Genomic DNA, 26,259 nt, shown 5'->3' on the forward strand with positions numbered 1-26,259 from the left:
CTCGTCATTTTGGCTAGGTGCTCCGGACCCGTGGCCCGGAATAAACAGAGTGGATGCCGAAGGTTCGCAAAGCGGAGGCTTCCGGCAACCGCGCGCCTGTGCCATGCCGTTCTTCAAGGGTCGAATTATCGTTCCAGGCCGAAACCAAGCCACGGGGCCTGGCCTCGCAACGCCAGCATGGGAGCAGCCGTCATGACCGCACAGCCTCTCGATCGGCCGAAATCATTGACCGCGATGGCCTTCGACCGCCTGCTGCACAGCATCGTGCACGGTGAGATCGCCTATGGCACGATGCTGAGCGAGAAGGCGGTCGCCGAGACCTTCGGCACCAGCAAGACACCGATCCGCGAGGCCTTCTTCCAGCTGCAATCGCTCGGCCTCGTCGAAATCCAGCCGCAGCGGGGATGTTTCGTCCCCTACCCGACCCTCGACAAGGTTCGCGAACTCTGCGAACTGCGCATCGAACTGGAGAGCTACGCCCTGACGCTGTCGATGGAGCGGGGACAGGCACGCTTGCTGGAGGCACTGTCGGCCACCTTCGCCGAGATGGAGGAGATGCGCGACGGCTATCGGCACGAGACCTATCACAAGCTCGACCAGGATTTTCACAAGGCCTTCTTCGTCGCCAGCGGAAACACCCTGCTCGCCGAGGTCTATGGCACGATCGACCCGCGCATCCAGGCGCTGCGCGCCAATTTCTCGTCGCCGAACGAGCAACTCTTCGACGTGTCGAGGAACGAGCACGCGGCGATAGTCCAGGCCGTGGCCGACCGAAACATCGAGAGTGCGACGGCCACGATCCGCTCCCATATCAGCCGGGTCCGCGACATCTATTCGGACGGGATCGAGAAGCGGAAGCCGTTGGACCCGGCTCTTTCCCATCTATAGGCTTGGCGTTGTCGGCACGTCTGGCCACGCCATCGAGCGGCGGGTGGCCGACGACAGCCGCCTTTCCCGCCAGTTGAACGAGGCCTGATGAATTCGGATACGAAGAGCACGACGAATGCGGGCTTCGCCAGGCTGAGACGGCATCTCCACTTTCTCTATCACAGCCGCGCCCGGCCCGCCCGCCTGTTCCAGGCCTGCGTTGTCACCATCGACCTGCTGATCATCGCCTTCTTCATCGCCACCCCGATGATCCGCGATGCCTCGGCTTTCCTCTGGTACGACTATGCCATCGCCATCGTGCTGGCGATCGACCTGACCTGCCGGGGACTGGCCGAGACCGATCTGAAACACTGGTTGCGGAAGCCGACGGTGATCGTCGACATCTTCATCCTGATCACGCTGCTGTTTCCGGCCTATCTCGCCAATCTGGGCTTCCTGCGCATCCTGCGGCTCTGGTCGCTGTCGCGCAGCGGCTTTCTGTGGCGGCCGCTGTCGAAACGCCAGTTGGCCCGCTGGCAGCAGCCGGTGCAGGCGGTCCTCAACCTGGTGACGTTCCTGTTCGTCGCCACCGGATTCATCTACACCTTCTTCTTCCGCTTCAGCCCCGGCTTCGCCGGCTATATCGACGCCCTCTACTTCACGGTCGCGACGGTCACCACGACCGGCTTCGGCGACATCACGCTGCCCGGCCCCTGGGGCAAGCTGACATCGATCGTGACGATGATCTGCGGCATCTCGCTGTTCGTGCGCCTGGCGCAATCCATCGTCCGGCCCAACAAGGTGTTTCATCCCTGCCCCCGCTGCGCCCTGCAACGGCATGATCCCGACGCGGTCCATTGCAAGGCCTGCGGCGAGATTCTGGCCATTCCCGACGATGGTGATGGCTAGCGTCCGGCTGGTCTTGTTCCCGGTTTGTGCTAGAATGCCGGAATGAAAACCCAAGGCCTGGTCCTGTTCGAAACGCCGATCGGCCGCTGCGGCATCAGCTGGAGCGCGCGCGGCATCACCGGCGTCGAGTTTCCCGGCGCCGATGCCGAGCAGACGCGCCTGGCCCTGGCGCGCCGCTTTCCCGAAGCCCGTTCCGAAGATCCGCCGGCCTTCGTCCAGGCGGCCATCGCGGCGATCGTCGCGCTGCTGGAAGGCGCGGACGACGACCTGACGGCCGTCCCGCTCGACCCCGACCACATCCCACCCTTCAACCAGCGCGTCTATGACGTGACCCGCGCCATCCCGCCCGGCGAGACGCTCACCTATGGCGAAGTCGCGGCGGCGATCGGAGAACCGGGCGCGGCGCGCGCCGTCGGCCGCGCGCTGGGCGAGAACCCCTATCCGATCCTCATCCCCTGCCACCGCGTGCTGGCGGCCGGGGGCAAGATGGGCGGCTTCTCCGGCACCGGCGGCATCGCCACCAAGCGCCGGGTCCTCGCCATCGAAAGCCGCGCCAAGCTGGACGAGTTGCCGCTGTTCGGCAGCCGTCCGGATGGAGCCTGACGGCTCAGCGCCAGCCGTATTGCGGCTTGTAGCCGAGCACCTTCTTCGCCCGGTCGATCGAGAGCAGCGTCTCGTTCGGGCCGATGGGGCGCTTGCGCTCGATACCCGGAAACGCTTCGTCGAGCAGGGAATCGTTCGTCCGGCTCATGACGCCGTCATCGTTGGCGATGACGAAGACATCGGCGCCCCTGAGCGGCGATTCCAGCGCCAGCCGGCACGACTGCGCGGCGTCGCGCACGTCGATATAGGCCCAGAGGTTCCACTTGCGGGCGTTGATGTCGGCGTCGAAGGCCGGGAATTCCGCATAGCGCTCCGGCGGCATGACGTTGGAGAAGCGCAGGCCAAAGATCTTCATTTCCGGATCCCAGCGGCAGAATTCCTTCGCCATCTCCTCGCCGAGGAACTTGGACAGCGAATAGGCCGTCTCCGGCCGGCCGCGATAGGCCTCGTCGACCGGCACGTAGGGCGGCGGCGTCTCGAAGGGCAGGCCCAGCACGGTCTCGCTCGAAGCCCAGACGACATTCTTGATGCCGAGCACCCGCGCCGCCTCGAACACGTTGTAGGTCGAGATCATGTTAGTCTCGAAAATGACGTGGTTCGGCGCCAGGCCCGGCGCGGGAATCGCGGCCAGATGGACGATGCCGGTCGCCTTCTTGAAGCGATCGTCGATCCCGGAGAAGGCGGCCAGCGCCTGGCCGAAATCGGTCAGGTCGACCTTGCTGAACGGCACGCCCTGGCCCGGCGGCGGCAGGGCCATGTCGATCGAGGCGACTTCGTAGCCATGCTCGACGAGATCCTTCACCACCGCGCGACCCGCAAGACCGCTTCCACCCGTAACGATGATCATGTTTCTCTCCCGAAGCTATGGACTGGATGCCGGCGGCAGCGCCCGACCGGCCTGTGACACGAGGCGGCGGAGCCGCGATGACAGCGCTAACATAGCATCGGATTGCGATGTGACAATGCCCCAGCGGAATCTCTCCCGGTTGCGCCCTGCGTCCACGCCTGAAACGGGTTGGGCGGTTTTGCCACGACGCGCGCCGGCGCAATCGGTTCTATTCGGTCGGGAGGAATGCGGGGCGTTGACGGCAGCCTTCGCCAAGGTCTTTGGGAGAACAGGCACATGAACGGACAAAGGGCGCTTCTGGTTGTCGCCGGTCTCGCCGGCATGATTGGCGTCGCGCTGGCGGCGGCCGGCGCGCATCTGCCGGGCGGCGAGAGGCTGGCGACCGCCGGCAACATGGCGATGGCGCAGGCGCCGGCCCTGCTGGCGCTCGGCTTCTTCGTGCCGGCGACGGCGCTGCTGATGTCGATTTCCGCCTGGGCGATCGCGCTCGGCCTGATCGGCTTTTCCGGCGCGCTGGCCTTCCACGCCCTCTCCGGCAGCGCGGCTCTCTCCTTCGTGGCGCCGATCGGCGGCACGACGATGATGCTCGGCTGGCTCGGTATTGCGGTGGCATCTCTGCTGATGCGCAAGCGCTAGACGCTTCGGGCTGGCCTTTCCGGCCGGTCTCGTCTATCGATGCGCCACCTCAAAAACCGTTAGAAGACTGTTTCATGGACGCCCTGACCGGACCCGTCGATCGCCGCCGGACCTTCGCCATCATCTCGCACCCCGATGCGGGCAAGACGACGCTGACCGAAAAGCTGCTCCTGATGGGCGGCGCGATCCAGCTTGCCGGCGAAGTGAAGGGCAAGCGCGACCGCCGCCAGACCCGTTCCGACTGGATGGGCATCGAGCGCGAGCGCGGCATCTCCGTCGTCACCTCGGTGATGACGTTCGAGTATGGCGGCAAGATCTTCAACCTGCTCGACACGCCGGGCCATGAAGACTTCTCGGAAGATACCTATCGCACGCTGACCGCCGTCGATTCCGCCGTCATGGTGATCGACGCCGCCAAGGGCATCGAAGACCGCACGCGAAAACTGTTCGAGGTCTGCCGCCTGCGCGATATCCCGATCGTCACCTTTGTCAACAAGCTCGACCGCGAGACGCGCGATCCCTTCGATTTGCTCGACGAAATCGAGAAGGTGCTGGCGCTCGACACCGTGCCGATGACCTGGCCGATCGGCCGTGGCCGCGAATTCGCCGGCACCTACGACATCGTCGCCCGCACGATCCGCCGCATCGATACCGACAATGCCGTGATCCCGGTCTCGGGCCCGAACGATCCGAAGATCGACGGTCTGACCACGCCGGAGGCCGTCGCCCTGTTCCGCGAGGAAATGGAGCTGATCGAGGGCGCGGGCAACGGCTTTGACGCCGACAGCTTCCGTCAGGGCCACCTGACCCCGGTCTATTTCGGTTCGGCGCTGCGCAATTTCGGCGTCCACGACCTGATCGACGCGCTCGCCGCCTTCGCGCCGTCGCCGCGTCCGCAGGAAGCGGAGGGCCGCACGGTCGAGCCGACCGAGCCGAAAATGTCGGGCTTCGTGTTCAAGATCCAGGCGAACATGGATCCGAACCATCGCGACCGCATCGCCTTCCTGCGCGTCTGCTCCGGCAGGCTGCAGCGCGGCATGAAGGCCAAGCTGGTGCGCACCGGAAAGCCGATCCCGCTGTCGAGCCCGCAATTCTTCTTCGCGCAGGACCGCCTGCTCGCCGACGAGGCCTTTGCCGGCGACGTGGTCGGCATCCCGAACCATGGCACGCTGCGCATCGGCGACACGCTGACCGAGGGCGAGAACCTCGTCTTCCGCGGCGTGCCGAGCTTCGCGCCGGAAATCATGCGCCGCATCCGGCTGCAGGATCCGATGAAGGCGAAGAAGCTGAAGGAAGCGCTGCAGCAGATGGCCGAGGAAGGCGTCGTGCAGGTCTTCGTGCCGCATGATGGCTCGCCGGCGATCATCGGCGTGGTCGGTGCGCTCCAGCTCGACGTGCTGAAGGAACGCATGCAGGTCGAATACAGCCTGCCGATCGATTTCGAGCATTCGCGCTTCACGGTCTGCCGCTGGGTGACCTCGCCCGACAAGGTCGCGCTCGAAACCTTCATCGATCGCCACCGCTCGTCCATGGCGTCCGATCTCGACGGCGCCCCGGTGTTCATGGCTCCCTCGGCCTTCGAGCTGCGCTACGAGCTCGACCGCACGCCCGGCATCACCGCCAGCGAGATCAAGGACTACCAGCGCGAAGAAGCCGCCTGAGCCGCCAGGCTGGCAACCCGGACGCAACCGGCGCAAATTGCCCTGGGAGGATTCTTCCTGGCGGGGCGACACGATGCCGGTCGATACGGATGGGTTGAGGCAGATCTTCCTGGCGCTGCCGCAGGTGCGCGAGGGCGTGACCCATGGCACGCTCTCCTTCCATCTCGGCAGGACCTTCTTCGGCCGGATGCAGGAGGACGGCAGCACCTTCGCGCTCAAGATGGATTTCGGCGATCGCGACCTTCTGATCGCGGTCGAGCCCGAGATCTTCTTCACCAACGACCATTTCCGCGGCTACGCCTACGTGCTGGTGCGTCTGCCGGCGATCGACGCCGAGAGGCTGGCGCCGCTGGTGGAAAAGTCATGGCGTCAGACCGCGCCGAAGCGGCTCCTGAAAGCTTTCGACCCCGCCGCCGGCTGAAGCCAGACCCATCAAGGATTGCAGACGCCGTTGCTTTCGTCATGGAATCGACGGATTGCAATGGTCAAAGACCGCTCAAACGATTGGGCCGCATCCCGGCCCCTCATCACCCCCCGGCCATTCCCCTCGGAGGTTATCCCCCATGCGAAAAGCTGGCTTGCAGCTCGCGACGTTCCTCGCCTTCGCCATTTCCGCCGCCCCGGCCTTCGCCGCCTCCTGCAAGGACGCCTCCGGGTTTCCCGCCTGGCTCGACGGCGTGCGCCAGGAAGCCGCCCAGAACGGCATCTCGGCCAGGACGATCTCGGCGCTGGACGGGATCGCCTATGCGCCGGATGTCGTCGCCAAGGACCGTGCGCAGAACGTCTTCTCGCAGAGCTTCCTGGAATTCTCCGACCGCATGGTCGCCAAGTACCGTCTGCAGAAGGGCGCGCAGCTGATCAAGTCGAACGCCAAGCTGTTCGACCGGATCCAGAAGGATTACGGCGTTCCGGCCGCCGTGCTCGTCGGCTTCTGGGGCCTCGAGACGGATTTCGGCGCCAATCTCGGCGACATGCCGACGCTGCGTTCGCTGGCGACGCTCGCCTATGACTGCCGCCGGCCGCAGCTTTTCCACGACCAGCTAATGGCCGCGCTCACCGTCATCGACCGTGGCGACCTGACGGCATCCGAGATGAAGGGGCCCTGGGCCGGCGAACTCGGCCAGGTGCAGTTCCTGGCGACGCATTATCGCGATTTCGCCGTCGACTATGATGGCGACGGCCGCCGCGACCTGATCAAGAGCGTCCCGGACGTGCTCGCCTCCGCCGCCAATTTGCTAGTGCATGAAGGCTGGCAGCGCGATCAGCCCTGGCTGACCGAAGTCCGCGTCCCCGCCGATCTCGACTGGTCGCAGGCCGATCTTCAGATCCAGCATCCTGTATCGACCTGGCAGAAGATGGGCGTCAGCGCGGCTCCCGGCTCGAAGCTTCCGACCACCGATTACAAGGCATCACTGCTGCTGCCGATGGGCCGCAATGGTCCCGCCTTCCTCGCCTACCAGAACTATCGCGTCTATCTCGAATGGAACCAGTCCTTCATCTACGCGACGACGGCCGCTTACTACGCGACCCGGCTTGCCGGCGCGCCGCAGGTCGGACGCGGCGACAACGCCAAGCAGCTTCCCTACAAGGAAGTCATCGAGCTGCAGAAGCTTCTCGCCAAGCGCGGCCATGATGTCGGGAAGGTCGACGGCATGATCGGCGCCGGCACGCGCGCGGCGGTAAAGGCGATGCAGATCGATCTCGGCATGCCGGCCGACTCCTATCCCGACGCCGCGCTGCTGCAGCGCCTGCGCGCCGGCAGCTGAGGACGAAAGGCCGGGCGGCAGCGCCCGGCCTCTTTTTCCGGATCGCGCACGCCTCAAGCGGGAATCGCCCGCTTCGCGGCGAGCCCGGCAGGTGCGCAGCGGTTGCCCTTCCAAGCAATTCGCAATCCGGGGGAAGATAATCCGGCATGCCGGAAAAGCTTGGACCCTCATTCCTTCGACCGGGAGCCTCCCTGCCCTATTCTTGGAGCCATCCAATTCCTGGGCAGAGATTGCGCCATGTCCCGTTTGATCATTCCCGGCTGGCAAGGTTCCGGCCACGGCCACTGGCAGCGCCGCTGGCTCGATGTCGATGCCGACGCGCGGATCGTCGAGCAGGATGACTGGCATGCGCCCAACCTCGAAGCTTGGCTCGCTCGCCTGGATGCCGCCATCCGCCGCACCCGGCAGCCCGTCCTGATCGCACACAGCCTCGGCGCGGTCCTGGTCGCGCATTATGCCCGCCGCCATCCGCGCGCGCCGATCGCCGGCGCCCTGCTGGTGGCGCCGGCCGATACCGTGTCGCTTGCCGCCGATCACCCGCTGGCCGGCTTCGCGCCGGTTCCGCTGGCGCGCCTGCCCTTCCCCACCACGCTCGCGCTCAGCCGCAACGACCCGTACATCTCGGTCGAGCGCGGCAGGCTGTTCGCCGCCCGCTGGGGCTCGGAACTGGTCGATCTCGGCCATGCCGGCCACGTCAATACCGAGAGCGGCCACGGCCACTGGCCGGCAGGCTTCCGCCTCGCCTCGCAGCTCGGCCGGCAGCCGATCCGCGCCGCCGCCTGATCGGTCCGGTCGCTGCGCGGCCTCGAAAGGGGGAAGTGCGCCGCGCCCGGCCGGCCCTGTTGGCCTCGGCCGCCAAGCGCGCTAACCTCGCATCGGGGCGGCTGCAATCCCAAGGCGCGATCATCGCGCCATGGGGAACCAGATATTCAAGGACGATTAAGCCATCGCCTCCTAGACTGCCTTGCGAGGACGGGCGAAGGGAATCGACAGTGCCGAACGGTTGGGGAGCAGCGCTTCGGCTTGTCGTGCTTGCGGCAGGGATCGCCATGTCGGGGTGCTCGGCCACCGACACCACGCCGATCAACCAGACGCGGACACAGCCTGGCCCGCCATCGCCCGCGGCCCTTCCCGATCCCGACGATGACGGCAGCACCATCCTGGCGCTGGCCTTTTCCGGTGGCGGCACCCGCGCCGCGGCCTTCGCCTATGGCGCCTTGACCGAACTCGACACGCTCATCATCGACGAGCACCCCGTCGAACGCAGTCTGGTCGACGACGTGCGCTCGGTCGCCGGCACCTCCGGCGGCGCCATCATGGCGGCCTATCTCGGCTACAAGGGCAAGGCGGGATATGTCGACTTCCGGGATCGCTTCCTGGCGCTGGACGCCGAAAGCTACATGCGGACCCACTTCACGCCGGGCAATCTGGCGCGCACCGTCCTGGATGGCGGCGCCAATGACCGCAACAGCTTCGGCCGCTGGATCGACGAGAATCTGTTCGACGGCGCGACCTATGCGGCTTTCCACAAGCCGGACAGGCCGTTGGTCTGGATCACCGCCTCCGACATCTACAACCGCGCGCCCTTCCTGTTCACCCAGGACACGTTCTCGGCGCTCTGCAGCGATCTCGACCAGGTGAAGATCGCCGATGCGGTCGCGGCGTCGGCGGCGGTCCCGGTTGTGTTCTCGCCCGTCATTCTCGCCACGCCGGACAAGGGCCAGTGCCAGTATCAAAGGCCCGCCTGGCTGCAGAAGGCCATCGATTCCGACAACCCGTCCGTCCGCCTGCAGGCCTATGCGCGGATGCTCGATTCCTACCAGTCCAACAGCGATCTCAAATATGTCCGCCTGCTGGATGGCGGCCTGACCGACAATCTCGGCATCAGCGCGATGTCGCTGGAGCGGGCCCAGGCGACCACGCCCTACGCCCCGCTATCGGCCTATCAGGCGGTGCGTATCCGCCACTTCCTGTTCATCGTGACCGATGCCGGCGTGCAGAGCGAATATGACTGGGGCGGATCGCAGCGCCCTCCGCATCTGGGCAAGATCCTGCGTTCGGTCACGGATACGACGATCTCCGCTTCCACCCGTCACGGCTTCGACGCGATCGACCTCGCCTTCAACCAGTGGCAACAGCAGCTGATCGAATATCGCTGCGGCCTTTCCAGCGCGCAGGTGCTGCGCTCGCGCGGGACGCTCGTCGGCTGGAACTGCCGCGATGTCGTCGTCACCACGGAGCACCTGTCGTTCCGCAACGCCGACCCCTCCCTGTACCGCGCCCTCAACAACATTCCGACCCGGCTGCGCCTCGACAAGCAGCAGGTCGATCTGGTGATCCAGGCCGGCCGCGAGGCGGTACGAAACAATGCGAACATCCAGAAGGTCGCCCGCGAGACGCGCCAGCGCGCCCGCATCTTCGACGCGATCGGCCCGGCGCGGATGGCGCACAACTGACGCGAGCGTCGCTCAGATGCCGATGCCGTCCTCGGTCCGGTCGAGGATAAGCGGGATGATCAGGTCTTCCTCGTCGGCGAGATGGCGCATCAGCCCCGCCAGCATGGCGCCGCTCGCATCGGCATAGGCGTCGCTTGCCCGCAGCAGGGCGTCGCGATCGGCATCGAGCGACCGGAGGAGGCCGTTCGCCGTCCCGGCCACGGAATCGATCCAGTGATGGATCGTCTGGTGGTCTCCGTCGAGCAGTTCGAAGCCATGCGCCAGGCGCGGCTCCGCCGCCGTGAAGACGGGAAAATACTGGTAGTCCTCGATCTGGTGATGACCCTCGAGTTCGCCGAGAAAGCGCTGCAGCCGGGGCACCAGCCAGGGCCCGAAGGCGCGCGGCTCGATCCTGCCTTCGCGGAAATCCACCAGCCCGGCGGCCATGATCCGGCCCTGCTCGCGAAAAGCATCATGGCGCTGTAGCCAGAAGCGCGCGGTCATGCCGAGATTGGCGTGGCCGGTCCAGACCTCGCGCGGATAGAGCTCGGCGAGGAAGCGCAGCGCCTCCGGCAATCCGGTGCGGGTTTCGAGCGCGAGCGTGGCGGAATCGGTCATGGGCACCTGGGGCCGCGGGGGCCGGAAAAGCATCGGGGACGGGACAAGGTCCCAGAGATAGGGATCGGAACGGCCAAACCAAGGGATGCGTCCTCCCCCGCGCCGGCGCGAATTGGCCGGGTGGCGCGAAAGCGACTTCGCAAACCTCGCCGCGAAGCGCTATCAACAAGCCAGTACCGCCGCAACCGGGCAGGATTCGACAAGGGCCAAGCGTTCCGGCGCCGTCAAGCCGAGGGGAAACACCGTGACCACATGGATTGTTCTGGCCGTGATCGTGGCCGCCGCGCTCTATGCGGTCAGCCTGTACAACAATCTCGTCGCCAAGCGAAACCTCGCGCATGAGGGCTGGAGCGGCATCGACGTCCAGCTGAAGCGCCGCGCCGACCTGATTCCCAACCTGGTCGAGACGGTCAAGGGCTATGCCGCGCATGAAAAGGGCATCTTCGAGGATGTCGCCGCCAAGCGCGCCGCCAGCATGAACGCCGGCGACGTCAAGAGCCAGGCCGCCGCCGACCAGGCGCTTTCCGGTGCGCTCGGCCGGCTGATCGCGATTTCCGAGGCCTATCCGGACCTGAAGGCCGACGCTAATTTCCGCGAATTGCAGGCGCAGCTTGCCAGCGTCGAGGACGAGATGCAGATGGCGCGCCGCTATTACAACGGCACGGTGCGCGACCTGAACACCGCGATCCAGACCTTCCCCGCCGTGCTGGTCGCCAACCTGTTCGGTTTCCACGCCGAGGCCTTCTACGAGATCGAGGATCGCGCCGCCGCGCAGATTCCGCCCAAGGTCTCGTTCTGATGTCCTTCGACATGCGGCCGATCGCCGGCCTCATTGTCGGCCTGCTGCTGGCCCTTTCGTCGGTTTCACCCGCGAGCGCCGAGGAGCGGATCCTGCGCTTCGTCTCGGACGTGACCGTGCAGCGCAATGGCGATCTCGAGGTGGTCGAGACCATCCGCGTCCAGGCCGAGGGCAACGAGATCCGGCGCGGCATCCTGCGCGATTTCCCGACTACCTATCGCGATGACCGGGGCGGCTCGGTCGTCGTCGGCTTCGACGTGGAATCCGTCACCCGCGACGGCCAGAACGAGCCCTTCGGGATCGAATCCCTTGCCAATGGCAAGCGCATCCGCATCGGCTCGGCCGATACACTGCTCGAGCCCGGCCCGCACGACTACGTCATCCGCTACCGGACCACGCGCCAGATCGGCTTCTTCGACAATTTCGACGAATTGTACTGGAACGCGACCGGCACGGGCTGGACCTTCCCCATCGACGTCGCCGAAGCGCGGATCACGCTTCCCGAAGCCGTGCCCTTCGGCAATACGGCGATCTATACCGGCCAGCAGGGCGATCGCGGCCAGGATGCGCGAGTTGTCTCGAAGGAGCCCGGACGAATCGTCTTCCGCACGACGGCGCCCCTGCCGGCCCATAACGGCCTGACGGTCGCCGCCGCCTGGCCGAAAGGCGTGGTCGAGCCGCCAAGCACCAGCCGGCGCGCCGTCTGGTGGCTCAAGGACAATATCGGCGCGATCTTCGCCCTGCTCGGCGGCGCCGGCGGGCTGCTCTACCTGTTCCAGGCCTGGCGCAAGGCCGGCCGCGATCCCAGACCCGGCCCGATCATTCCCCTCTTCACCCCGCCCGAGGGGCTTTCAGCCGCCGCGACGCGCTACATCTCGGAAATGGACTTCGACGATCGCGTCTTCACCGCGGCGATCCTCGATCTCGGCGTCAAGGGCCAGCTGAAGATCACCGACAGCGACAAGACCCTGGTCGTGACCCGCATGCCGGGCGGCAAGGCGATCGCCGCGCCGGAAGCCGCGGCGGCGCAGGCGCTGTTTCGCAGCCGCGGCGAGATCTCGCTGGTCCAGTCGAACCACGCCACGCTTTCCAACGCCAAGGCGACGCTGGACCGCGCTCTCGAGAAGGCCTATTCCGGCACCGTCTTCAACATGAACAGTGGCTGGCTCACCGGCGGCGTGCTGATCACCGTCGCGGCCTATGCGCTGGCGGCGATCGGGCTTGTGATCGCCATGGGCGAAAACGGCATGGTCGCCGCCTTCAGCCTCGTGTTCCTGTCGGTGCCGTCCATCGTCGTCGGGCTGACCCTGCGCTCGCTGCGCGGCAGCCCCTGGTACAAGCGGATCTTCACCCTGCTGTTCATCGGCATCTTCGCGATCGCCTTCGGCGGCGCGGGCCTCGGCGTGTTTCTCAGCGCCGTGCGCAGTCCGATCGACCTGGTGGTGCTGGTGCTGCCCTTCGCCCTGCTGCCGATGCTGGCCTCCGCCTTCTCGTGGATGCGCGCGCCGACGCCGGAGGGACAGAAGCTGCGCGATGCCATCGCCGGCTTCCGGCAATATCTCGGCATCGCCGAGGAGCACCGGCTGGACATGCTGCATCCGCCGGAGAAGACCCCCGAACTTTTCGAACGCTATCTCCCCTATGCCGTGGCGCTCGACGTCGAAAATGCCTGGGCGGCCAAGTTCGCCGGCATCCTGGCGGCGGCCGGAGCCACCGCGGCCGTATCGAGCTGGTATGTCGCGAGCGGCAACCGGAATGTCGGCAGCCTGGTCGACCGCCTCGGCTCCGGCCTGTCGCAGACGGTGGCTGCAGCCTCGACCGCGCCCGGTTCCCGTTCGGGTTCCGGCGGCTTCAGCGGCAGCAGCGGCGGTGGGTCCTCGGGCGGCGGCGGTGGAGGCGGCGGCGGTTCCGGCTGGTAGTCGCAACGGCCGGACGCGAAATCGTCGGCCCGGATGTCGAAACCGGCCTCCCTCATCCGTCGCCTGGAGATAAGGCGACGTTTCGGAGGGACCGATCCATGGACAGCCCATTCAAGACGGGGGCTATGCTCATCGCGAGGCTGATTTTCGCCGGCGTTTTCACGATGGCCGCGACCTTCAAGTTCATCGACATGAACGCAACCGCCGGCTACATCGCCTCGGCCGGCTTCCCCGCCTCGCTATTCCTGGCCTGGGTGGCGGCGATCTTCGAGACGGTTCTGGCGATCGCGCTGCTGACCGGCGCGTTCTTTTCCGAAGCGGCCCTTCTCGCCGCCGCCTATATCCTGTTCCTGGCGCTCGCCTTCCATGGGCCCTCGCACTGGAACGGCAACCAGGCGGAGTTCGGCTTCTTCGTCGACCACTTCACCTTCATCGCCGGCCTGCTCGTCGCCGCCGTGCACGGCCCGGGCGAAAGACTCGCGCTGCGCAGGTCGCAGCTCGGGAGGGAAAGAGAGTCCCTTACCTCTCCCTGAGCAAGACCTTGGCGCCCTCCGGACAACCGGCGTGCACCCCTCGATTCCCAACATCCTGAGGAGGCTTGCGAGCAAGCCGTCTCGAAGGACGTACCGTCCACGTGCCGGGGGGATACCGCACTCCCCTGCGTGCTTCGAGACGGCCCTTCGGGCCTTCTCCAGCATGTTGCGGACGGTGGCAAGTCCAAGCAGTCCAGAGGCAAGGAGCGCCTCTGGCTACACGACATTCGGCCCGGGAAGCTGACGTTCTACCTCCGAGCGCCTACTTCTTCGCCGGCGGGTGTGCGCCGGCGGGGACGCGGCGCTTGATGCCGTCGAGGATCTTGGCGGCCAGCGCGTCATAGTCGCCGTCGAAGTGATGGCCGCCCGTCGTCTTGATCATCTCGACGCCGGTTCCCGCCACCTTCGGGCAGGCGGAATCGTCTTCTTCCTCGCCGTAGACGCACTGGACCAGCGCCGGCTTGATCTGCTTCAGGTCCGGCAGGGTCTCGCCCTCGCTGGAGCTGGTGCCGAGGAACTCGCCGACCGAGATCTCGTAATCGACCGCTTCGGACAGGCCGAGCAGCGAAAGCTGGGCCACCATGTCCTTGGTGTCGGCGGGCAGGCGGTTATAGGCGGCCGGCAAGACGTCGGCGCCGAAGGAATAGCCGATCAGCACGACGTGATCGACGCCCCAGCGCTCGGTATAGGCCTCGATGATGCGGGCGAGGTCGGCCGAGGTCTGGTCCGGCGTCTTCTGCGACCAGAAATAGCGGAGCGAATCGACACCGACGGTCGGCACGCCTTCCTTCTGCAGCGCTTCCGCGACGGACTTGTCGATATCGCGCCAGCCGCCATCGCCGGAAAAGACGATCGCCAGCGTGTCGAACTTCGAGGTGGCCGGCAACTCGATGAGCTGCAGGTCAGCGAGCGGGTCCGCATCCGACGACTTCGGCACCAGCAGGTGCTGCAGCCGTTCCAGCAGCGCGGCGCGGGCATCGCCTGCGACTGTCTTGTCCTTGAGCTTGAAGCCCTGCTTCTGCAGGTCGGCGACATGCGCCTTCCCGTCCGCGGGCGCCGAAGCCGTAAAGATCACGTCGACCGGATTGGCCGGGTCGCCCTTCTCCAGGCCATAGGTGACGCCGCCCGGCACTTCCGTGCGCGGCGCATCGGTGCAGAGCGGCTTGACCAGCGGCAGCGCCAGCGCCGGATCGACGGCGACGTTTCGGCCGATCGTGGCGTCGGGCGTCTGCGCCGCGAGGTCCAGCGCCAGGGCGCCGGCGGTGCCGATGCCGGCGATGACGGGCGAATGATAGATGCTGGTGCCGAGCTGGCGCTGGATCTGATGGCTCAGATCCTCGATATCGCCGACGACATAGGCGCAATCCTCGGATTTGTCGTCCTCCAGCCCGGCCAGGAATTTCGGCGTGTCGATGCCGACCACGATGGCGCCGGACTTCTGCAGGGCGGCGGCCGTGGCCTCGTCGGCCGGCGTCCAGCCCTCCTTGTCGGAGAACAAAAAGACGGCGCCGGTGACCGCTTCGGTCGGCAGCAGAATCTCGGGCTTGCCGAGCAGGCCGGCCTGGAAGCCGGCCGGTTGTGGCGGCGCGCTGCCGGCGGGCGCATCCTCGGCCATCGCCGGCAGCGACGCGCAGGCGAACAGGGACGCAAACAGCCAATTCCGGATCATTTACCAACCACTCCCTTGAGCCCGCCACTGATCAGCACCGTTACGTCGGCGAGCGCGAGCGCCGGCGACATCCCCCCCGATACGGCGATGTAGCGGGGTTGCCATTGGGGCTGGAACTTCGCCTTGAAGGCCCTGAGCCCATGAAAATTGTAGAACCGTTCGCCGTGCTCGAACACGGCGCGGCCCATCCGGTGCCAGAACGGCGCCGCCGGGCTTTCGGAGAGGCCGGAAAGCGGCGCCATGCCGAGATCGAACCAGTGATAGCCCCGCTCCTTCAGCTGGAGCATGAGGCTGATGAAGAGAAACTCCATTGTGCCGGCCGGAACCTCCGGCTCGAACCGCATCAGGTCGACGGTCGCCTCCTGCTTCAGGGTCGTCGTCATGACGGTGGCGAAGGCGACGATGCGCCCCTCGCGCCGGACGACGGCGGCGGGCTGCGCCATCACATAGTCGCGGTCGAAGGCGCCGAGTGAGAAGCGCTTCTCGCGGGCGCGATGCTCGGCCAGCCACAGGTTGGAGATCCGCTGCAGGTCGTCGATCGACTCCGCCACCTGGTCCGGCTCCAGCAGTTCGAAGCTCAGGCCCTCCCGCTGGCTGCGGTTGAAGGCGTGGCGCAGGCTGGCGCGCTTGGCGCCCTTGAGGTCGAAGCCCTGCAGGTCGACATGCGCGGCCTCGCCGAGCTTGTAGGCGCGCAAGCCCGCATCGGCATACAGCGCGAGGTTCTCCGGCATGACCTGATAGAACATCGCCCGGCCGCCGGCGGCGCGCGCCATCTCGACGAACTGCCAGATCAGCCCCGGCCAGGACGAGCGCGGCCCGATCGGATCGAACAGCGCCACCCAGGAATGGGCCTGGCGGCCGAACATGATGAAGGCGCGGCGGTCGTCGGAGAACAGCAGCGTCTTGTCCCCCATGCGGACCAGGTTCGCATCGGGATGGGGCTGAGTGGCGAGGATTTTGACCGCTTCGGCGATCTCCTGCGGATCGGGCTGCCCGGTCTTGCCCTTGGAAGGGCGCAGCAGCGACCAGGCCGCCAGCGATCCGGCCGCGATGACCACGCCCAGCAGCGCCCGAAGGCTGCGCGGCGCTTCCTCCGAGAATTCGAACTGCCACCAGAGCTGGCTGGAATATTCGACGTCGCTATAGACGAACAGCATCACGGCCGCGGCGGTGACGATGACGGTGGCGATCGCCAGCAGCCAGCCCGGCGTCAGCCGCTGGTGCAGCAGCGAGGCCGGCCGGTTGAACTCGCGCCGGGTCGCCAGCAGCGCGATGAACAGCAGGGCGAGCGCGATCGACTCGCTGATGGCGAGCGCCTTCAGCAGGGACAGCAGGACCGCCGCGCCGACCGAGACCATCGCCGCCCACCAGGCGCCATCCAGCCGGTGCGCCAGGCCGCGCGCCACCACGATCAGTCCGAGACCGAGCACGCTTTCCAGGAAATGCGCGCCCTCCAGGATCGGCAGCGGCAACAGGCCGGAGAGCATGTCGAGCCGCTGGTCGGCGGCGGGCGTGACACCGGAGAGCACCAGAACGCCGCCGAGCGCGAAGGTGAGCGTCGCCAGAACGCGCGGCGATAGCTGCGCCCCGGCGCGCAGGAAGCGCGAGGCGTTGACGCCCGAAGCGGCGCGGCGCACCTCCATGCCCGTGACGAGGCCGGATGCCGCCAGCAGCGGCACGCCGTAATAGATGACGCGGTAGAGGATCAGCGCCGACAGCACCTGGTCGACCGATGCCGTGCGGCCGACGACGGCGATGATCACCGCCTCGAACACGCCGAGCCCGGCCGGGACATGGCTGGCGACGCCGAGGCCGATCGCCACCGCATAGACCGCGACGAAGGCCGGCAGGCCGACATCGGTCTGCGGCAGCAGGACCCAGAGCACGGCGGCGGCGGTGGAGACGTCGACAAGGGTGGCGGCGAACTGCGCCAGCATGATGCCGGGACGCGGCAGGGTGAAGGAGAGCCCGCGCCAGCCGACCCGGCCCTTGCCGAAGGCCGAATAGGCGAGAAGCCCGGCCAGAGCCAGCAGGATGGCGCCCCCCACCGCGCGAAGCAGGACAGGCGGCAGCGACAGCGGCTCGGCCAAGTCATGCGCGGCGAAGGCAAGGCCGAGCCCGGTGACGCCGGCAAGCCCCAGGCCGAAGGCCACGGTGACGAAGGCGACGACCTTGGCGACATCGGCCGGCTCGAAGCCGAGACGGGCGTAGAAGCGATAGCGGATGGCGCCGCCCGTGAGCGGGCCGAAACCGGCGGTATTGCCCACCGCATAGGCGCAGAAGGCCGTCAGCGCGACAATCGGATAGGGTACTTGCCGGCCGAGATAGCGCAGCGCCGACAGGTCGTAGATGCTGAGCGCCAGGAAGCTGAGCGCCGTGAAACCGAGCGCCGCGACAATCGCCCAGAGCGGCGTCGCGTGCAGCGTGTCGAGCACGTCATTGTAGTCGACCTCGGCAATCAGCTTCGAAATGGCAAGCCAGACCAGCACCACGACGATGATGCCGGCCGCTGCCGTGATCGCCGGCCGCCAGGGCGCAAGACGAGCGCGCAGCCGCTCGAAACGCGGCTCGGCCACCGGCTCTGAATCGCCCAGACGCTCCGCGGTCTCGAACTCTTCCAGCATGGCTTCCCGCGGTCCCGGACGGCTGTCTGCTTCGGATCGGCTCTCGCCTCCCGGGCGGCGTGTGGCCTCCCGGGTCGATAAAGTAGCGCTATGGGTCATCGTGCATTTCGCAGCTCTGGCCAGGCCAAGGGACAGAAATCCCGACCCGCCGAAGCGCCGCCTTCTCGTTGCATCTTGCTGCCAGCTTCAAGAGCTTCAATTCTGGCTGGATTGAGGCCGACCGTGGCTTTGCGGGCATCTCGCGCAATGTTGACATATGATTAGGCGCCATATTACAAGGCGCCGTATGATTGCGCTCGAACAGAAACATCTCGCCCTGCTCGACGAGGCCCGACGGCGCGGCGTTGCCGAGATCGGGAACCTCGGACTGTGCTTCGAGATTCTGACGCTTGCCGCGGCGATTGACCGGGATTGTGCCAGTCGCCTCGCGCCTCATCAGCTCTCGGAAGGCAAGTTCGTACTGCTGTTCCTGCTGCGGGATCGCACAGACGGCCTCTCCCCGCATGAACTGGCCGACCGAGCCGGCGTGACCCGAGCAACCGTCACCGGGCTGCTTGATGGCCTTGAGCGCGACGGTTTCCTGGCGCGGCACGCCGTGGCGGGGGATCGCCGGCGGGTTGCCGTCCGCCTGACCGACAAGGGCAACGAGGCCGCGGCCACGCTCTTCCGGGAACATTCCCGATGGATCAGCCATTTGCTGGCCGATCTGAGCGACGAGGAGCAACGTGTCCTCAGCGGCCTGCTCCAGCGCGTCTGGATGGCAACGGACAGCGGCTCGCCCGATCCACAACCCGCGAAATTGGACTGACGTCCGGCGCCGCGCCCGGCGGCCGCCTTGCCGCAATCCCATCCCCTAGGAGACCAACCGATGACGCACTACCTGGCTGAACTCTATTCGCCCAAGCCCGCCTGGACGGCCCTCTCGGCCCCCGAGAGGCAGCAGTTCTTCTCCGCCATCGGCGCCGGCATGGCGGCCCTGTCGGACCTGGGCATCGAGGCCCTCGCCTTCGGCGAGACCGACGCGACCAAGCAGCACCCCGCGACCCAGCAATATTTTGCGATATGGCGTTTCGCGGACGAGGCGGCGCTCGACGCCCTGCTCGACGGAATCGCCGCTTCCGGATGGCACGCTTATTTCGAGACGATCAACGCGGCCGGTCCTGCCACCGATCTCGTCCACCATATGGGCAGGCTGGCCGCCGCGACCGCCTGACGAAAAAAGCCAGGCGACCTGGGTCACCTGGCTTTGCATCCTCCGGCAATGGACCTCAGAGCGTCAGGCCCATTCGCCCTGGCGCATGATCGGCTCGACAGCGCCGTCCTGGCCGATGCCATCGATGTCGATATGGCGCGAGCCGATCATCCAGTCGATGTGGATCAGGCTCTTGTTGGCGCCGCGCGCGGCGAGATCTTCCTGGCTCATCGTGTCGCCGCCGCGGATGCACTTGGCATAGGCCTGGCCGAGCGCGATGTGGCAGGCGGCGTTTTCGTCGAACAGCGTGTTGTAGAACAGCAGGCCGCTGGCCGAGATCGGCGAGGAATCCGGCACCAGCGCCACTTCGCCGAGCCGGCGCGCGCCCTCATCCGTGTCCAGCACCTTGGAAAGCACGTCGCTGCCCTTGCGCGCCGTCGCGTCGACGATGCGGCCTTCCTCGAAGCGCACAGAAATGTCCTCGATCAGCGTGCCCTGATAGGAAAGCGGCTTCGTGCTGGTGACATGGCCCGACACGCGGTTCTTGTGCGGCGTGGTGAAAACCTCTTCGGACGGGATGTTCGGGTTGCAGACGATGCCGTTCTTGGCCGTCGAGGCACCGCCCTCCCATTCATGGTCGTCGGCGAGCCCGACCGTCAGGTCGGTGCCGGGGCCGACGAAACGAAGCGCGGAGTAGCGCTTGTCGTTGAGCAGCTTGGTGCGCGCATGCAGCGCCTTGTTGTGCTCGCCCCAGGCGGCGACCGGATCGACGAGATCGACGCGCGAGGCGGCGAAGATGGCGTCCCAGAGCTTGGCGACGGCCACTTCCTCGGTCTCGTTCGGGAACACGGCCTTGGCCCAGGCCGGCGAGGCGAAGGAAGCGATGGTCCAGTTGATGTCGAAGCCGGCGATCAGTTCCAGAGCCGGCATGTAGGCCTTCGAGCGGGCGCGGTTGGCGCGTGACACCTTGTCGGGATCCTGCCCCGCCAGCAGCGATGGGTTCTCGCCGGCAATCGCGAGGCGCGCCGCGCCATTGCGGAAGGCGGAGGCCATGCCGTCATAGAGCCAGCCGGAGGCGACGTCGAAGCTGCCATCCGGGGCATGGCGATAGCGCATCAGCGTCGCCTCCTCGTCGGAGAACAGCGTCGTCACCAGCGAGGCGCCGGCCTTGTAGGCGTGCTCGGTGATCCGGCGCACCAGCGGCAGCGCGTCGAGCGAGGCCGTCATCACCAGCTCCTGGCCCGGCTGCAGGCCGAGGCCGACGCGAACGGCCACTTCGCCAAGCCGGTCGAGCTTCTGCTCGTGGGTGAGCGACGGATCCTTGTTCAACTTGGTCATGGCAGAACTCCAGTCTTCGTTTTCGTTCGATCGGCCCACGGAGGCGGGCCGAAACAGGAAACCCCTGTGGCTCAGGCGCGCACCCGGGCGCGGTGCTTGCTCACCAGCACGCCGGCATCATGCGGCAGGGCGAAACTGTCATAGAGGCCGAGCAGGCCCACCACGCCGACGATCAGGAAGGCGGCGTGGAAATCCCGCAGCGTCAGCCCGCTCACATCCGGCGTCAGCCAGGCGTCGGCCAGACGCAGCGCGATGGCGCCGAGGGCGATGCCGAGGCCGAACGTGATCTGCTGCACCAGGCTGAACAGCGTGTTGGCGCCGCTCATGCGTTCCTGCGGCACGTCGACGAAGGCCATGGTGCCGATCGCGGTGAACTGCATCGAGCGCGCCGCGCCGGAGAGGAACAGGACGAGCATGATGACGGGCCAGGGCGTCGCCGGCGTCAGCATCGCGCAGCCGAACAGGGTGGCAACGAAGAACAGGCCGTTGCCGATCAGCGTATTGCGGAAGCCGAAGCTGCGCAGCACCAGGCTGGTCAGCGGCTTCATGGCGAGATTGCCGGCGAACAGCGCCAGCACATAGAGGCCGGCCTGGAACGGATCGAGGCCGAAGCCGAGCTGGAACATCAGCGGCAGCAGGAACGGAACGGCGCTGACGGCGGTGCGGAACAGCGAGCCGCCCTTCATGGTCACGGCGAAGGTCTGGACGGTCAGCCCGTAGAGATCCGGCAGCGGATGCGGGTGGTGGCTCGAATGACGCAGCGCCACCCAGAAGAACAGCGCGCTGGCGGCGAGGATGCCGGCGCCGATCACCCAGTCGCTTTCCGTCTGGCCGACGAGATCGAGTCCATACATCAACCCGGCGCAGGCGATGCTGGTGAGCACGAAGCCGAGCCAGTCGAAGCCTTGGCGATCGTCGCCGCGCTGGTTCGGGATCAGCCAGAACGACAGGGCCAGGGCCGCGATGCCGATCGGCACATTCAGGATGAAGATCCAGTGCCACGATGCGTAGGTGGTGATGAAGCCGCCCAGCGGCGGCCCCAGGATCGGCGCGGACAAGGCCGGCCAGGTCAGCACCGCGATCGCCCGCATCAGCTCCGATTTGGAGGTGTTGCGCAACACCACCAGCCGGCCCACCGGCACCATCATGGCGCCGCCGGCGCCCTGCAGAATGCGCGCAAGCACGAAGCCCATCACGCTTTCACTGAGCGCACAGAAGACGGAGGCGATGGTGAAGACGGCGACCGCGGTGGCAAAGACGGTGCGCGCGCCGAACCGATCCGCCATCCAGCCGCTGGCCGGGATGAAGATCGCCAGCGTCAGCATGTAGACCGACATGCCGATATTGAGATCCACCGGCGCGACGCCGAAGGAATGCGCCATCTGCGGCAGCGAGGTCGCGATGACCGTGCCGTCCAGATTCTCCATGAAGAAAGCCCCTGCGACGAGCAGGGCAATCCATGTCGATTTATGGGTCGAGGTCTGGGATGGGACGGAGGTCATGCCGGCCGACGGCTCAGGAGAGGAGATGAGGCGACATGATGCCAGCCGGCGACACGTCGAACACAGGAGTCATCGCGCTTTCGGCCGGCAAGCACAACCCTCTGCGGCGCGCTGCCGCTTCCAGGGAAGTGGATGGTCCGCCATGTTGTGCACTCGGCCTTTGGTAGAGAACCCATCCCCGAAAACGCATGAGCGCTTTCGACCCTCCTTCAAGGGGAGGGTTCAAGGGCAGCGCAGTCCGAGCTCAACCATGACGCAGGCACTCCCGGAACCCTCCCCTTGAAGGAGGGTCAAAACCGGCAAAGCCGGTTTTGGGGAGGGGTCTGCCCGGGCCGATATGCCCACGTCAGCCATGCGGATTTTCGACGCGCGGCCAGATCGGCCGGTTCAGCTTGCGATAATCGGTGACGCGCGGGTTCGACGGGTACGGCGCGCCGGCGTCGATATAGAGGATTTCGGCGGCGATCGGCAGGAAGCCGGCGTGGAAATGATTGGTCGACTTGACCAGCAGCAGTTCCTTCGACAGCGGATCGAGACCGAGATTGGAATAGGCGTCGGGCTCGAAGGTCTGGGTGCGGTTGGTGTTGAGGATCACGTCGATCTCGGTGCCGAGAATGCGCACCAGCGCCGTCGGACCGAAGGTGACGCGGCTGGCGCCAAAGCTCTGCCAGCCCTCGGTCACGGCGCGAACGACCTCGACCATGGCGTCGATCGGTGCGCCGCCATCCGGTCCCGCCTTGCCGCCGAAGCGAAGCTGAATATGCGCGCCCTCCCCCGCCGCGAGGCAGAAGGTGACGGCGATCGGATCCCAGATGGTCGCGACCGCGACATTGTCGACGCCGCGCTCGATCATGCGGTGCAGGATCAGCGTGCCGTCGCCGGCCACGCCGCCGCCGGGATTGTCCCAGGTGTCGGCGATGACCACCGGCTTGCCGGGCTGGGTCGCGGCCAGTTCCAGCGCCTTGTCGATGCCGGCATCGATGGACAGTTGCGGCATCATCGTCTTGCCGCGCAGCGAGAAGATCTCCATGCCGAGCTTTTCGGCCAAGGCGTCACCCTCGGCCTTGCGGTCATCGGTGACGACCAGCATGCGCGTGCCCAGTTCCGGCACGTCGCCGGCCATGAAGCCGTGGATCAGCGAGACCGACAGGATCCCGTCCTTGCCGTGCATCGCCTTCATCCGGTCGACGAAGGAGCGCATTGGCTCGCGGCTGGTCGGGAACACGTCGATCATCCGGCAGTCGAAGGTCGAGATCACCGGCTTGATCTCGCCGCGCAGCGTGCGGATGGCGAGATCGACGACATGTTCGCCGCGCTCGTAAAAATCGGTGTGCGGGAATTCGAGGAAGGCGGCGAGAATGTTGGAGTTCGCCACCCGCTTTGCCGTCAGATGGCTGTGCGGGTCGAGTTCGGCGGCGATCAGCACGTCGGGGCCGACCATCTCGCGGATACGCGCGAGCAGGTCGCCCTCGGGATCGTCATAGCCCTGCGCCACCATCGCGCCATGCAGGCCGAGCACGACCGCGTCGACCGGCAGGGCCGCGCGCAGCTGGTCGAGGATTTCGTCGCGCAGCGCCTCGAAGGTCTGGCGCTGCAGCAGCCCGCCCGGCTCCGCCCAGGTCGCCGTGCCCTCGATCAGCTCGATGCCGTCCGCCTTGGCCCGGCGGCGCAGCGCCACCATGGGCGAGGAGCAGAGCGTCGGCGTTTCGGGATGCTGGCCGGGCCCGGCATAGAAAGCCATCTCGAAACTCGCCCGGTCGGTCGGAACCGGCGAGAACGTATTGGTTTCGGTCGCGAGCGAAGCGGTAAAGATGCGCATGATGCAGGGGCGTTCCGGAAGCGGTCCCTCGAATCCCGGATCCGAGTTCCCTGGTGGGTGTCGGCGATGCATCCGACGCGCGTCGCGTCCATGCTGCCGTCTGGCTCGAAAGGTATTCTCCGCCGCCGTCCGACCGCAAGCCCCGGCCTTCCGGACGCGACCCTATATCGCTTGCCAAAGAAAAGCCCGCCGGGGCTGGACCACGCGGCGGGCTGGATCTGGCGCGGCGATGCGCCGACCAGCTACCTGATAAGGCCGCTCTGGATCGGCTCAGCGGCGATGCGCTGCAGAAGGGCCGACTTCACGATCGCCGGCTTTTCATAGGTCTTCTTCATAGTTCCCCCATGGCATTGTTGACGCTATGCAATTTGACAGAACAGTAAGGCACCCGTCTAGCATTTATTGCACCGCAGCCGGCGCGCAGATCTGCCTTTTCGGGGCCGGTCGCTGCCGTGGAGAATCGCGCCTGGCTAGGCGGCTTCGTCGTTCGATTCCGGCGGCGTGAGACGCGTGCGCGCGCCGGTCTCGGCGGCTGAGCGAGCCTCCTCGGCGGCGAGGCTGAGAAGATAGGCAAGATCGCGCATGCCATGCTGATCCGCCAACTGGCTGAGCTCGATCGACAATTCCTGGATGTAACGGGCTGTCTTCTGCATGGTGATGGTCGGCCCCACGGCGGGTAGCAAGGATCAGGCAAGTCTCGGTCAACCGTGCATTCCCACAAGCACAAAAGCCGAGGCTACTGCTCGTTCGATCAGTTGACAGCAGAGCGACGCCATCGTCGATTGGTCGAGGATCGCCGCCGAGGCGGCGCGATCCGGCGGGGGATTCCGCCCGGCCCATCCTGCGCGGGAACGCGAGGGCCGAGCCTAGGCCTTCAACAGCGCCTGCAGCGCCGAAACCAGTTGCTCCGGCTTGGCCGGCTTGCCGATATTGGCAACCCCGTCAAAGGCCGGCTCCTGGTTGATCGTCTCCTGCTTATAGCCGCTCGACAGGAAAAACGGCACGTGCCTCGCCTTCAGGCAGTCCGCCACGGGCGCGCTGATCTCGCCCCGGAGATTGACGTCGAGGATGCATGCGTTCGGCGCATGCCGTTCGATCCTCTCGACGGCGGCGCTCACCGTGGCAATCGGCCCGATGACCCTATATCCGCTGTCCTCCAGGATCTGGGCGAGCTCCATGCCGATAAGATATTCGTCTTCGACGATGAGAACTTCGAACGGCGTCGATTCTATACTGGATGATGCCACAACTACCTACTGCTGTAACGGCAAGGTAATCGCCACCCGCAATCCACTTGGATCGTGGTGAAAAATCGCGCTGCCACCTTCTGCCTTGATGCTGTAGTCAATGAGACGGGTCCCGAAACCTGTATGTGTCGGCGGAGTCACCGGGGGACCTCCCACTTCCTGCCATTGCAGAACCAAACGCTCTCTTGCCTCGTCTAGTTCCGTGCTCCATGCGACCCGGATGACCCCGTCGCCGGCCAGCGCGCCATATTTCAGCGCGTTGACGGCCAGCTCATGCAGGACCATCGACAGGGGCAGCACCTGGTTTTCCGAGAGGCTGACCGCCGGGCTTGCGACGAGATCCGTCCGCGTCCCCGCGACCGGCGACAGGCATTGCTCGACCAGCGCCGCGAGGTCGGCATTCGAGCCGTTGGCCGAGATGAAGTCCTGCGCGATCAGCAGGGCGTCGACCCGGCCCAGGAAGCGGTCGCGGTATTCGGCCCCGGTGACGCCCGCGACCTGCGTCTGCCGGGCGATCACCTTGACGGTGGCGATCAGATTCTTCATCCGATGGCGCGTCTCGGCGATCAGGATGTCCTTTCGCGCCTCCGCCTTCTGCCGGTCCGTCACATCCTCGAACACCACCAGCATCTGCGTGCTGTTGTTGCCGGGAATCGCGAGCTGCCGGGCGGTGACGCACATGGAGCGCCGGCCTAGGCCCGGAAAGTCGTGGTTGACCTGGTAGCCGACGATCGCCGAAGCCTTCGGCACCACATCGGAGAGCAGCGTGCGCAACTCGGGAATGTCCCACTGGCCATTGCCGAGGTCGAACAGGCTGTGACCGATGGTGCCGTCCGGATCCGTGCCGAACGTCCGATAGAAGGCAGGATTGGCGTTGCAGACCGTGAAGGCCTTGTCGATCACGATGAGGGGCTCGTGGAGCGTATCGACGATCCCCTGGGTCTGGATGTGACCCGTCCGGAGCAGCCGATATAATTCCTCAAGCGTCATGTTCTGTCCTGCCATTTCCGCGCTTTGGCTTGACCTTCGGATCAAGCTCGATGGGGCGCTACGCGACCTCCCAACGCTCGGGACGCTTGAAGGATGCTCCGCCCTGCGATGGGAATTGCCGGCGCGGGGTTCGACGGAGCCGGGCTCGCTCGGCACCAGGCCAGGCGCCCCGCGGCGAGCGCGCTCGCCAACAGGCTCGGCGACACGCGCCGCGGGGACAGGGCTGACATGAAAGAGATCGGGGTGCATGGCGTGGCTCCGGTCACGCCGGAGCCACGCGACGCC

The 26,259-nt window shown here is 66.4% G+C and carries 24 protein-coding genes; 14 read left to right on the plus strand and 10 right to left on the minus strand.

The features are described from left to right. Positions 1 to 192 precede the first annotated feature (192 nt). The 3 genes from OSH10_RS02305 (at position 193) to OSH10_RS02315 (ending at position 2,379) form a co-directional block, all read left to right on the plus strand. Complete coding sequence (locus OSH10_RS02305) at positions 193 to 888, plus strand: GntR family transcriptional regulator (RefSeq protein ID WP_266329881.1); 696 nt, start codon at positions 193 to 195, stop codon at positions 886 to 888. 87 nt (positions 889 to 975) lie between these two features. Next, positions 976 to 1,776, plus strand: a complete 801-nt coding sequence (locus OSH10_RS02310) for a potassium channel family protein (RefSeq protein WP_266329882.1) — start codon at positions 976 to 978, stop codon at positions 1,774 to 1,776. 42 nt (positions 1,777 to 1,818) lie between these two features. Next, positions 1,819 to 2,379 carry a methylated-DNA--[protein]-cysteine S-methyltransferase gene (locus OSH10_RS02315; protein WP_266329883.1) on the plus strand — a complete coding sequence of 187 codons (561 nt, stop codon included), beginning with the start codon at positions 1,819 to 1,821 and terminating at the stop codon, positions 2,377 to 2,379. A gap of 4 nt (positions 2,380 to 2,383) precedes the next feature. On the opposite strand, the gene OSH10_RS02320 is transcribed toward OSH10_RS02315, so the two are convergent. Then, positions 2,384 to 3,226, minus strand: coding sequence for an NAD-dependent epimerase/dehydratase family protein (locus tag OSH10_RS02320; RefSeq protein WP_266329885.1), 843 nt, complete (start codon positions 3,224 to 3,226; stop codon positions 2,384 to 2,386). A gap of 276 nt (positions 3,227 to 3,502) precedes the next feature. Between OSH10_RS02320 and OSH10_RS02325 the strand changes: the two genes are divergently transcribed. From OSH10_RS02325 to OSH10_RS02350, 6 genes are all read left to right on the plus strand, one after another. Further along, positions 3,503 to 3,862 (plus strand): DUF423 domain-containing protein, encoded by a 360-nt coding sequence (locus OSH10_RS02325; RefSeq protein ID WP_266329887.1) that lies wholly within the window; start codon positions 3,503 to 3,505, stop codon positions 3,860 to 3,862. 74 nt (positions 3,863 to 3,936) lie between these two features. Beyond that, positions 3,937 to 5,523: a peptide chain release factor 3 gene (locus OSH10_RS02330; protein WP_266329889.1), complete on the plus strand. Its 1,587-nt coding sequence runs from the start codon at positions 3,937 to 3,939 to the stop codon at positions 5,521 to 5,523. A 73-nt stretch (positions 5,524 to 5,596) separates the two neighbouring features. Next, on the plus strand, positions 5,597 to 5,944 hold the full coding sequence (locus tag OSH10_RS02335) for an MmcQ/YjbR family DNA-binding protein (RefSeq protein ID WP_266329892.1): 348 nt from the start codon (positions 5,597 to 5,599) through the stop codon (positions 5,942 to 5,944). A 142-nt stretch (positions 5,945 to 6,086) separates the two neighbouring features. Further along, the gene (locus OSH10_RS02340; RefSeq protein ID WP_266329893.1) at positions 6,087 to 7,289 is read left to right on the plus strand and encodes a lytic murein transglycosylase; all 1,203 of its coding nucleotides are present in this window, start codon (positions 6,087 to 6,089) and stop codon (positions 7,287 to 7,289) included. Positions 7,290 to 7,526: 237 nt separating this feature from the next. Continuing rightward, positions 7,527 to 8,072: an RBBP9/YdeN family alpha/beta hydrolase gene (locus OSH10_RS02345; protein ID WP_266329895.1), complete on the plus strand. Its 546-nt coding sequence runs from the start codon at positions 7,527 to 7,529 to the stop codon at positions 8,070 to 8,072. A gap of 266 nt (positions 8,073 to 8,338) precedes the next feature. Continuing rightward, the gene (locus tag OSH10_RS02350) at positions 8,339 to 9,745 is read left to right on the plus strand and encodes a patatin-like phospholipase family protein (protein WP_266329897.1); all 1,407 of its coding nucleotides are present in this window, start codon (positions 8,339 to 8,341) and stop codon (positions 9,743 to 9,745) included. Between the two features lie 12 nt (positions 9,746 to 9,757). On the opposite strand, the gene OSH10_RS02355 is transcribed toward OSH10_RS02350, so the two are convergent. Beyond that, positions 9,758 to 10,342, minus strand: coding sequence for a hemerythrin domain-containing protein (locus OSH10_RS02355; RefSeq protein WP_266329899.1), 585 nt, complete (start codon positions 10,340 to 10,342; stop codon positions 9,758 to 9,760). A gap of 244 nt (positions 10,343 to 10,586) precedes the next feature. On the opposite strand from OSH10_RS02355, the gene OSH10_RS02360 reads away from it, so the two are divergent. The 3 genes from OSH10_RS02360 to OSH10_RS02370 all read left to right on the plus strand — a co-directional run bounded on the left by OSH10_RS02360 (position 10,587) and on the right by OSH10_RS02370 (position 13,593). Next, positions 10,587 to 11,141 (plus strand): LemA family protein, encoded by a 555-nt coding sequence (locus OSH10_RS02360; RefSeq protein WP_266329901.1) that lies wholly within the window; start codon positions 10,587 to 10,589, stop codon positions 11,139 to 11,141. Further along, positions 11,141 to 13,060 (plus strand): DUF2207 domain-containing protein, encoded by a 1,920-nt coding sequence (locus tag OSH10_RS02365; RefSeq protein ID WP_266329902.1) that lies wholly within the window; start codon positions 11,141 to 11,143, stop codon positions 13,058 to 13,060. The genes OSH10_RS02360 and OSH10_RS02365 overlap by 1 nt, the downstream gene beginning before the upstream one ends. Positions 13,061 to 13,158: 98 nt before the next feature. After that, positions 13,159 to 13,593, plus strand: a complete 435-nt coding sequence (locus OSH10_RS02370) for a DoxX family protein (protein WP_266329904.1) — start codon at positions 13,159 to 13,161, stop codon at positions 13,591 to 13,593. 262 nt (positions 13,594 to 13,855) lie between these two features. Here the strand turns inward: OSH10_RS02370 and OSH10_RS02375 are convergent, their stop codons facing one another. Next, complete coding sequence (locus OSH10_RS02375; RefSeq protein WP_266329906.1) at positions 13,856 to 15,262, minus strand: AcvB/VirJ family lysyl-phosphatidylglycerol hydrolase; 1,407 nt, start codon at positions 15,260 to 15,262, stop codon at positions 13,856 to 13,858. Then, on the minus strand, positions 15,259 to 17,886 hold the full coding sequence (mprF, locus tag OSH10_RS02380) for a bifunctional lysylphosphatidylglycerol flippase/synthetase MprF (protein WP_266329908.1): 2,628 nt from the start codon (positions 17,884 to 17,886) through the stop codon (positions 15,259 to 15,261). Before mprF ends, OSH10_RS02375 begins: the two co-directional genes overlap by 4 nt. Positions 17,887 to 18,172: 286 nt before the next feature. On the opposite strand from mprF, the gene OSH10_RS02385 reads away from it, so the two are divergent. Then, positions 18,173 to 18,694 (plus strand): MarR family winged helix-turn-helix transcriptional regulator, encoded by a 522-nt coding sequence (locus tag OSH10_RS02385; protein ID WP_266329910.1) that lies wholly within the window; start codon positions 18,173 to 18,175, stop codon positions 18,692 to 18,694. A gap of 60 nt (positions 18,695 to 18,754) precedes the next feature. After that, positions 18,755 to 19,099: a DUF6616 family protein gene (locus OSH10_RS02390; protein ID WP_266329911.1), complete on the plus strand. Its 345-nt coding sequence runs from the start codon at positions 18,755 to 18,757 to the stop codon at positions 19,097 to 19,099. Between the two features lie 63 nt (positions 19,100 to 19,162). Here OSH10_RS02390 and OSH10_RS02395 read toward each other — a convergent pair whose 3' ends face one another. From OSH10_RS02395 to OSH10_RS02420, 6 genes are all read right to left on the minus strand, one after another. Beyond that, positions 19,163 to 20,416, minus strand: a complete 1,254-nt coding sequence (locus tag OSH10_RS02395) for an aminopeptidase (RefSeq protein WP_266329912.1) — start codon at positions 20,414 to 20,416, stop codon at positions 19,163 to 19,165. Between the two features lie 71 nt (positions 20,417 to 20,487). Beyond that, positions 20,488 to 21,918: an MFS transporter gene (locus OSH10_RS02400; protein WP_323181541.1), complete on the minus strand. Its 1,431-nt coding sequence runs from the start codon at positions 21,916 to 21,918 to the stop codon at positions 20,488 to 20,490. Between the two features lie 346 nt (positions 21,919 to 22,264). Next, positions 22,265 to 23,737, minus strand: coding sequence for a M81 family metallopeptidase (locus OSH10_RS02405; protein WP_266329916.1), 1,473 nt, complete (start codon positions 23,735 to 23,737; stop codon positions 22,265 to 22,267). Positions 23,738 to 24,207: 470 nt separating this feature from the next. Continuing rightward, positions 24,208 to 24,390, minus strand: a complete 183-nt coding sequence (locus tag OSH10_RS02410; RefSeq protein ID WP_266329917.1) for a hypothetical protein — start codon at positions 24,388 to 24,390, stop codon at positions 24,208 to 24,210. Positions 24,391 to 24,603: 213 nt separating this feature from the next. Further along, positions 24,604 to 24,984, minus strand: coding sequence for a response regulator (locus tag OSH10_RS02415; RefSeq protein ID WP_266329918.1), 381 nt, complete (start codon positions 24,982 to 24,984; stop codon positions 24,604 to 24,606). Between the two features lie 6 nt (positions 24,985 to 24,990). Beyond that, positions 24,991 to 26,223, minus strand: coding sequence for a sensor histidine kinase (locus tag OSH10_RS02420; protein WP_266329919.1), 1,233 nt, complete (start codon positions 26,221 to 26,223; stop codon positions 24,991 to 24,993). Positions 26,224 to 26,259: the final 36 nt, after the last annotated feature.

Source organism: Kaistia defluvii (assembly GCF_026343955.1).
In the GTDB taxonomy this organism is placed as follows: Bacteria; Pseudomonadota; Alphaproteobacteria; order Rhizobiales; family Kaistiaceae; genus Kaistia; species Kaistia defluvii.

Coding starts and splice junctions, on each gene's coding strand:
- OSH10_RS02385 (WP_266329910.1), top strand. CDS start 18,173: ATGATTGCGCTCGAACAGAAACATCTCGCCCTGCTCGACGAGGCCCGA.
- OSH10_RS02320 (WP_266329885.1), bottom strand. CDS start 3,226: ATGATCATCGTTACGGGTGGAAGCGGTCTTGCGGGTCGCGCGGTGGTG.
- OSH10_RS02305 (WP_266329881.1), top strand. CDS start 193: ATGACCGCACAGCCTCTCGATCGGCCGAAATCATTGACCGCGATGGCC.
- OSH10_RS02410 (WP_266329917.1), bottom strand. CDS start 24,390: ATGCAGAAGACAGCCCGTTACATCCAGGAATTGTCGATCGAGCTCAGC.
- OSH10_RS02405 (WP_266329916.1), bottom strand. CDS start 23,737: ATGCGCATCTTTACCGCTTCGCTCGCGACCGAAACCAATACGTTCTCG.
- OSH10_RS02420 (WP_266329919.1), bottom strand. CDS start 26,223: ATGCACCCCGATCTCTTTCATGTCAGCCCTGTCCCCGCGGCGCGTGTC.
- OSH10_RS02400 (WP_323181541.1), bottom strand. CDS start 21,918: ATGACCTCCGTCCCATCCCAGACCTCGACCCATAAATCGACATGGATT.
- OSH10_RS02340 (WP_266329893.1), top strand. CDS start 6,087: ATGCGAAAAGCTGGCTTGCAGCTCGCGACGTTCCTCGCCTTCGCCATT.
- OSH10_RS02330 (WP_266329889.1), top strand. CDS start 3,937: ATGGACGCCCTGACCGGACCCGTCGATCGCCGCCGGACCTTCGCCATC.
- OSH10_RS02350 (WP_266329897.1), top strand. CDS start 8,339: ATGTCGGGGTGCTCGGCCACCGACACCACGCCGATCAACCAGACGCGG.
- OSH10_RS02345 (WP_266329895.1), top strand. CDS start 7,527: ATGTCCCGTTTGATCATTCCCGGCTGGCAAGGTTCCGGCCACGGCCAC.
- OSH10_RS02335 (WP_266329892.1), top strand. CDS start 5,597: ATGCCGGTCGATACGGATGGGTTGAGGCAGATCTTCCTGGCGCTGCCG.
- mprF (WP_266329908.1), bottom strand. CDS start 17,886: ATGCTGGAAGAGTTCGAGACCGCGGAGCGTCTGGGCGATTCAGAGCCG.
- OSH10_RS02325 (WP_266329887.1), top strand. CDS start 3,503: ATGAACGGACAAAGGGCGCTTCTGGTTGTCGCCGGTCTCGCCGGCATG.
- OSH10_RS02315 (WP_266329883.1), top strand. CDS start 1,819: ATGAAAACCCAAGGCCTGGTCCTGTTCGAAACGCCGATCGGCCGCTGC.
- OSH10_RS02370 (WP_266329904.1), top strand. CDS start 13,159: ATGGACAGCCCATTCAAGACGGGGGCTATGCTCATCGCGAGGCTGATT.
- OSH10_RS02355 (WP_266329899.1), bottom strand. CDS start 10,342: ATGACCGATTCCGCCACGCTCGCGCTCGAAACCCGCACCGGATTGCCG.
- OSH10_RS02390 (WP_266329911.1), top strand. CDS start 18,755: ATGACGCACTACCTGGCTGAACTCTATTCGCCCAAGCCCGCCTGGACG.
- OSH10_RS02365 (WP_266329902.1), top strand. CDS start 11,141: ATGTCCTTCGACATGCGGCCGATCGCCGGCCTCATTGTCGGCCTGCTG.
- OSH10_RS02375 (WP_266329906.1), bottom strand. CDS start 15,262: ATGATCCGGAATTGGCTGTTTGCGTCCCTGTTCGCCTGCGCGTCGCTG.
- OSH10_RS02310 (WP_266329882.1), top strand. CDS start 976: ATGAATTCGGATACGAAGAGCACGACGAATGCGGGCTTCGCCAGGCTG.
- OSH10_RS02395 (WP_266329912.1), bottom strand. CDS start 20,416: ATGACCAAGTTGAACAAGGATCCGTCGCTCACCCACGAGCAGAAGCTC.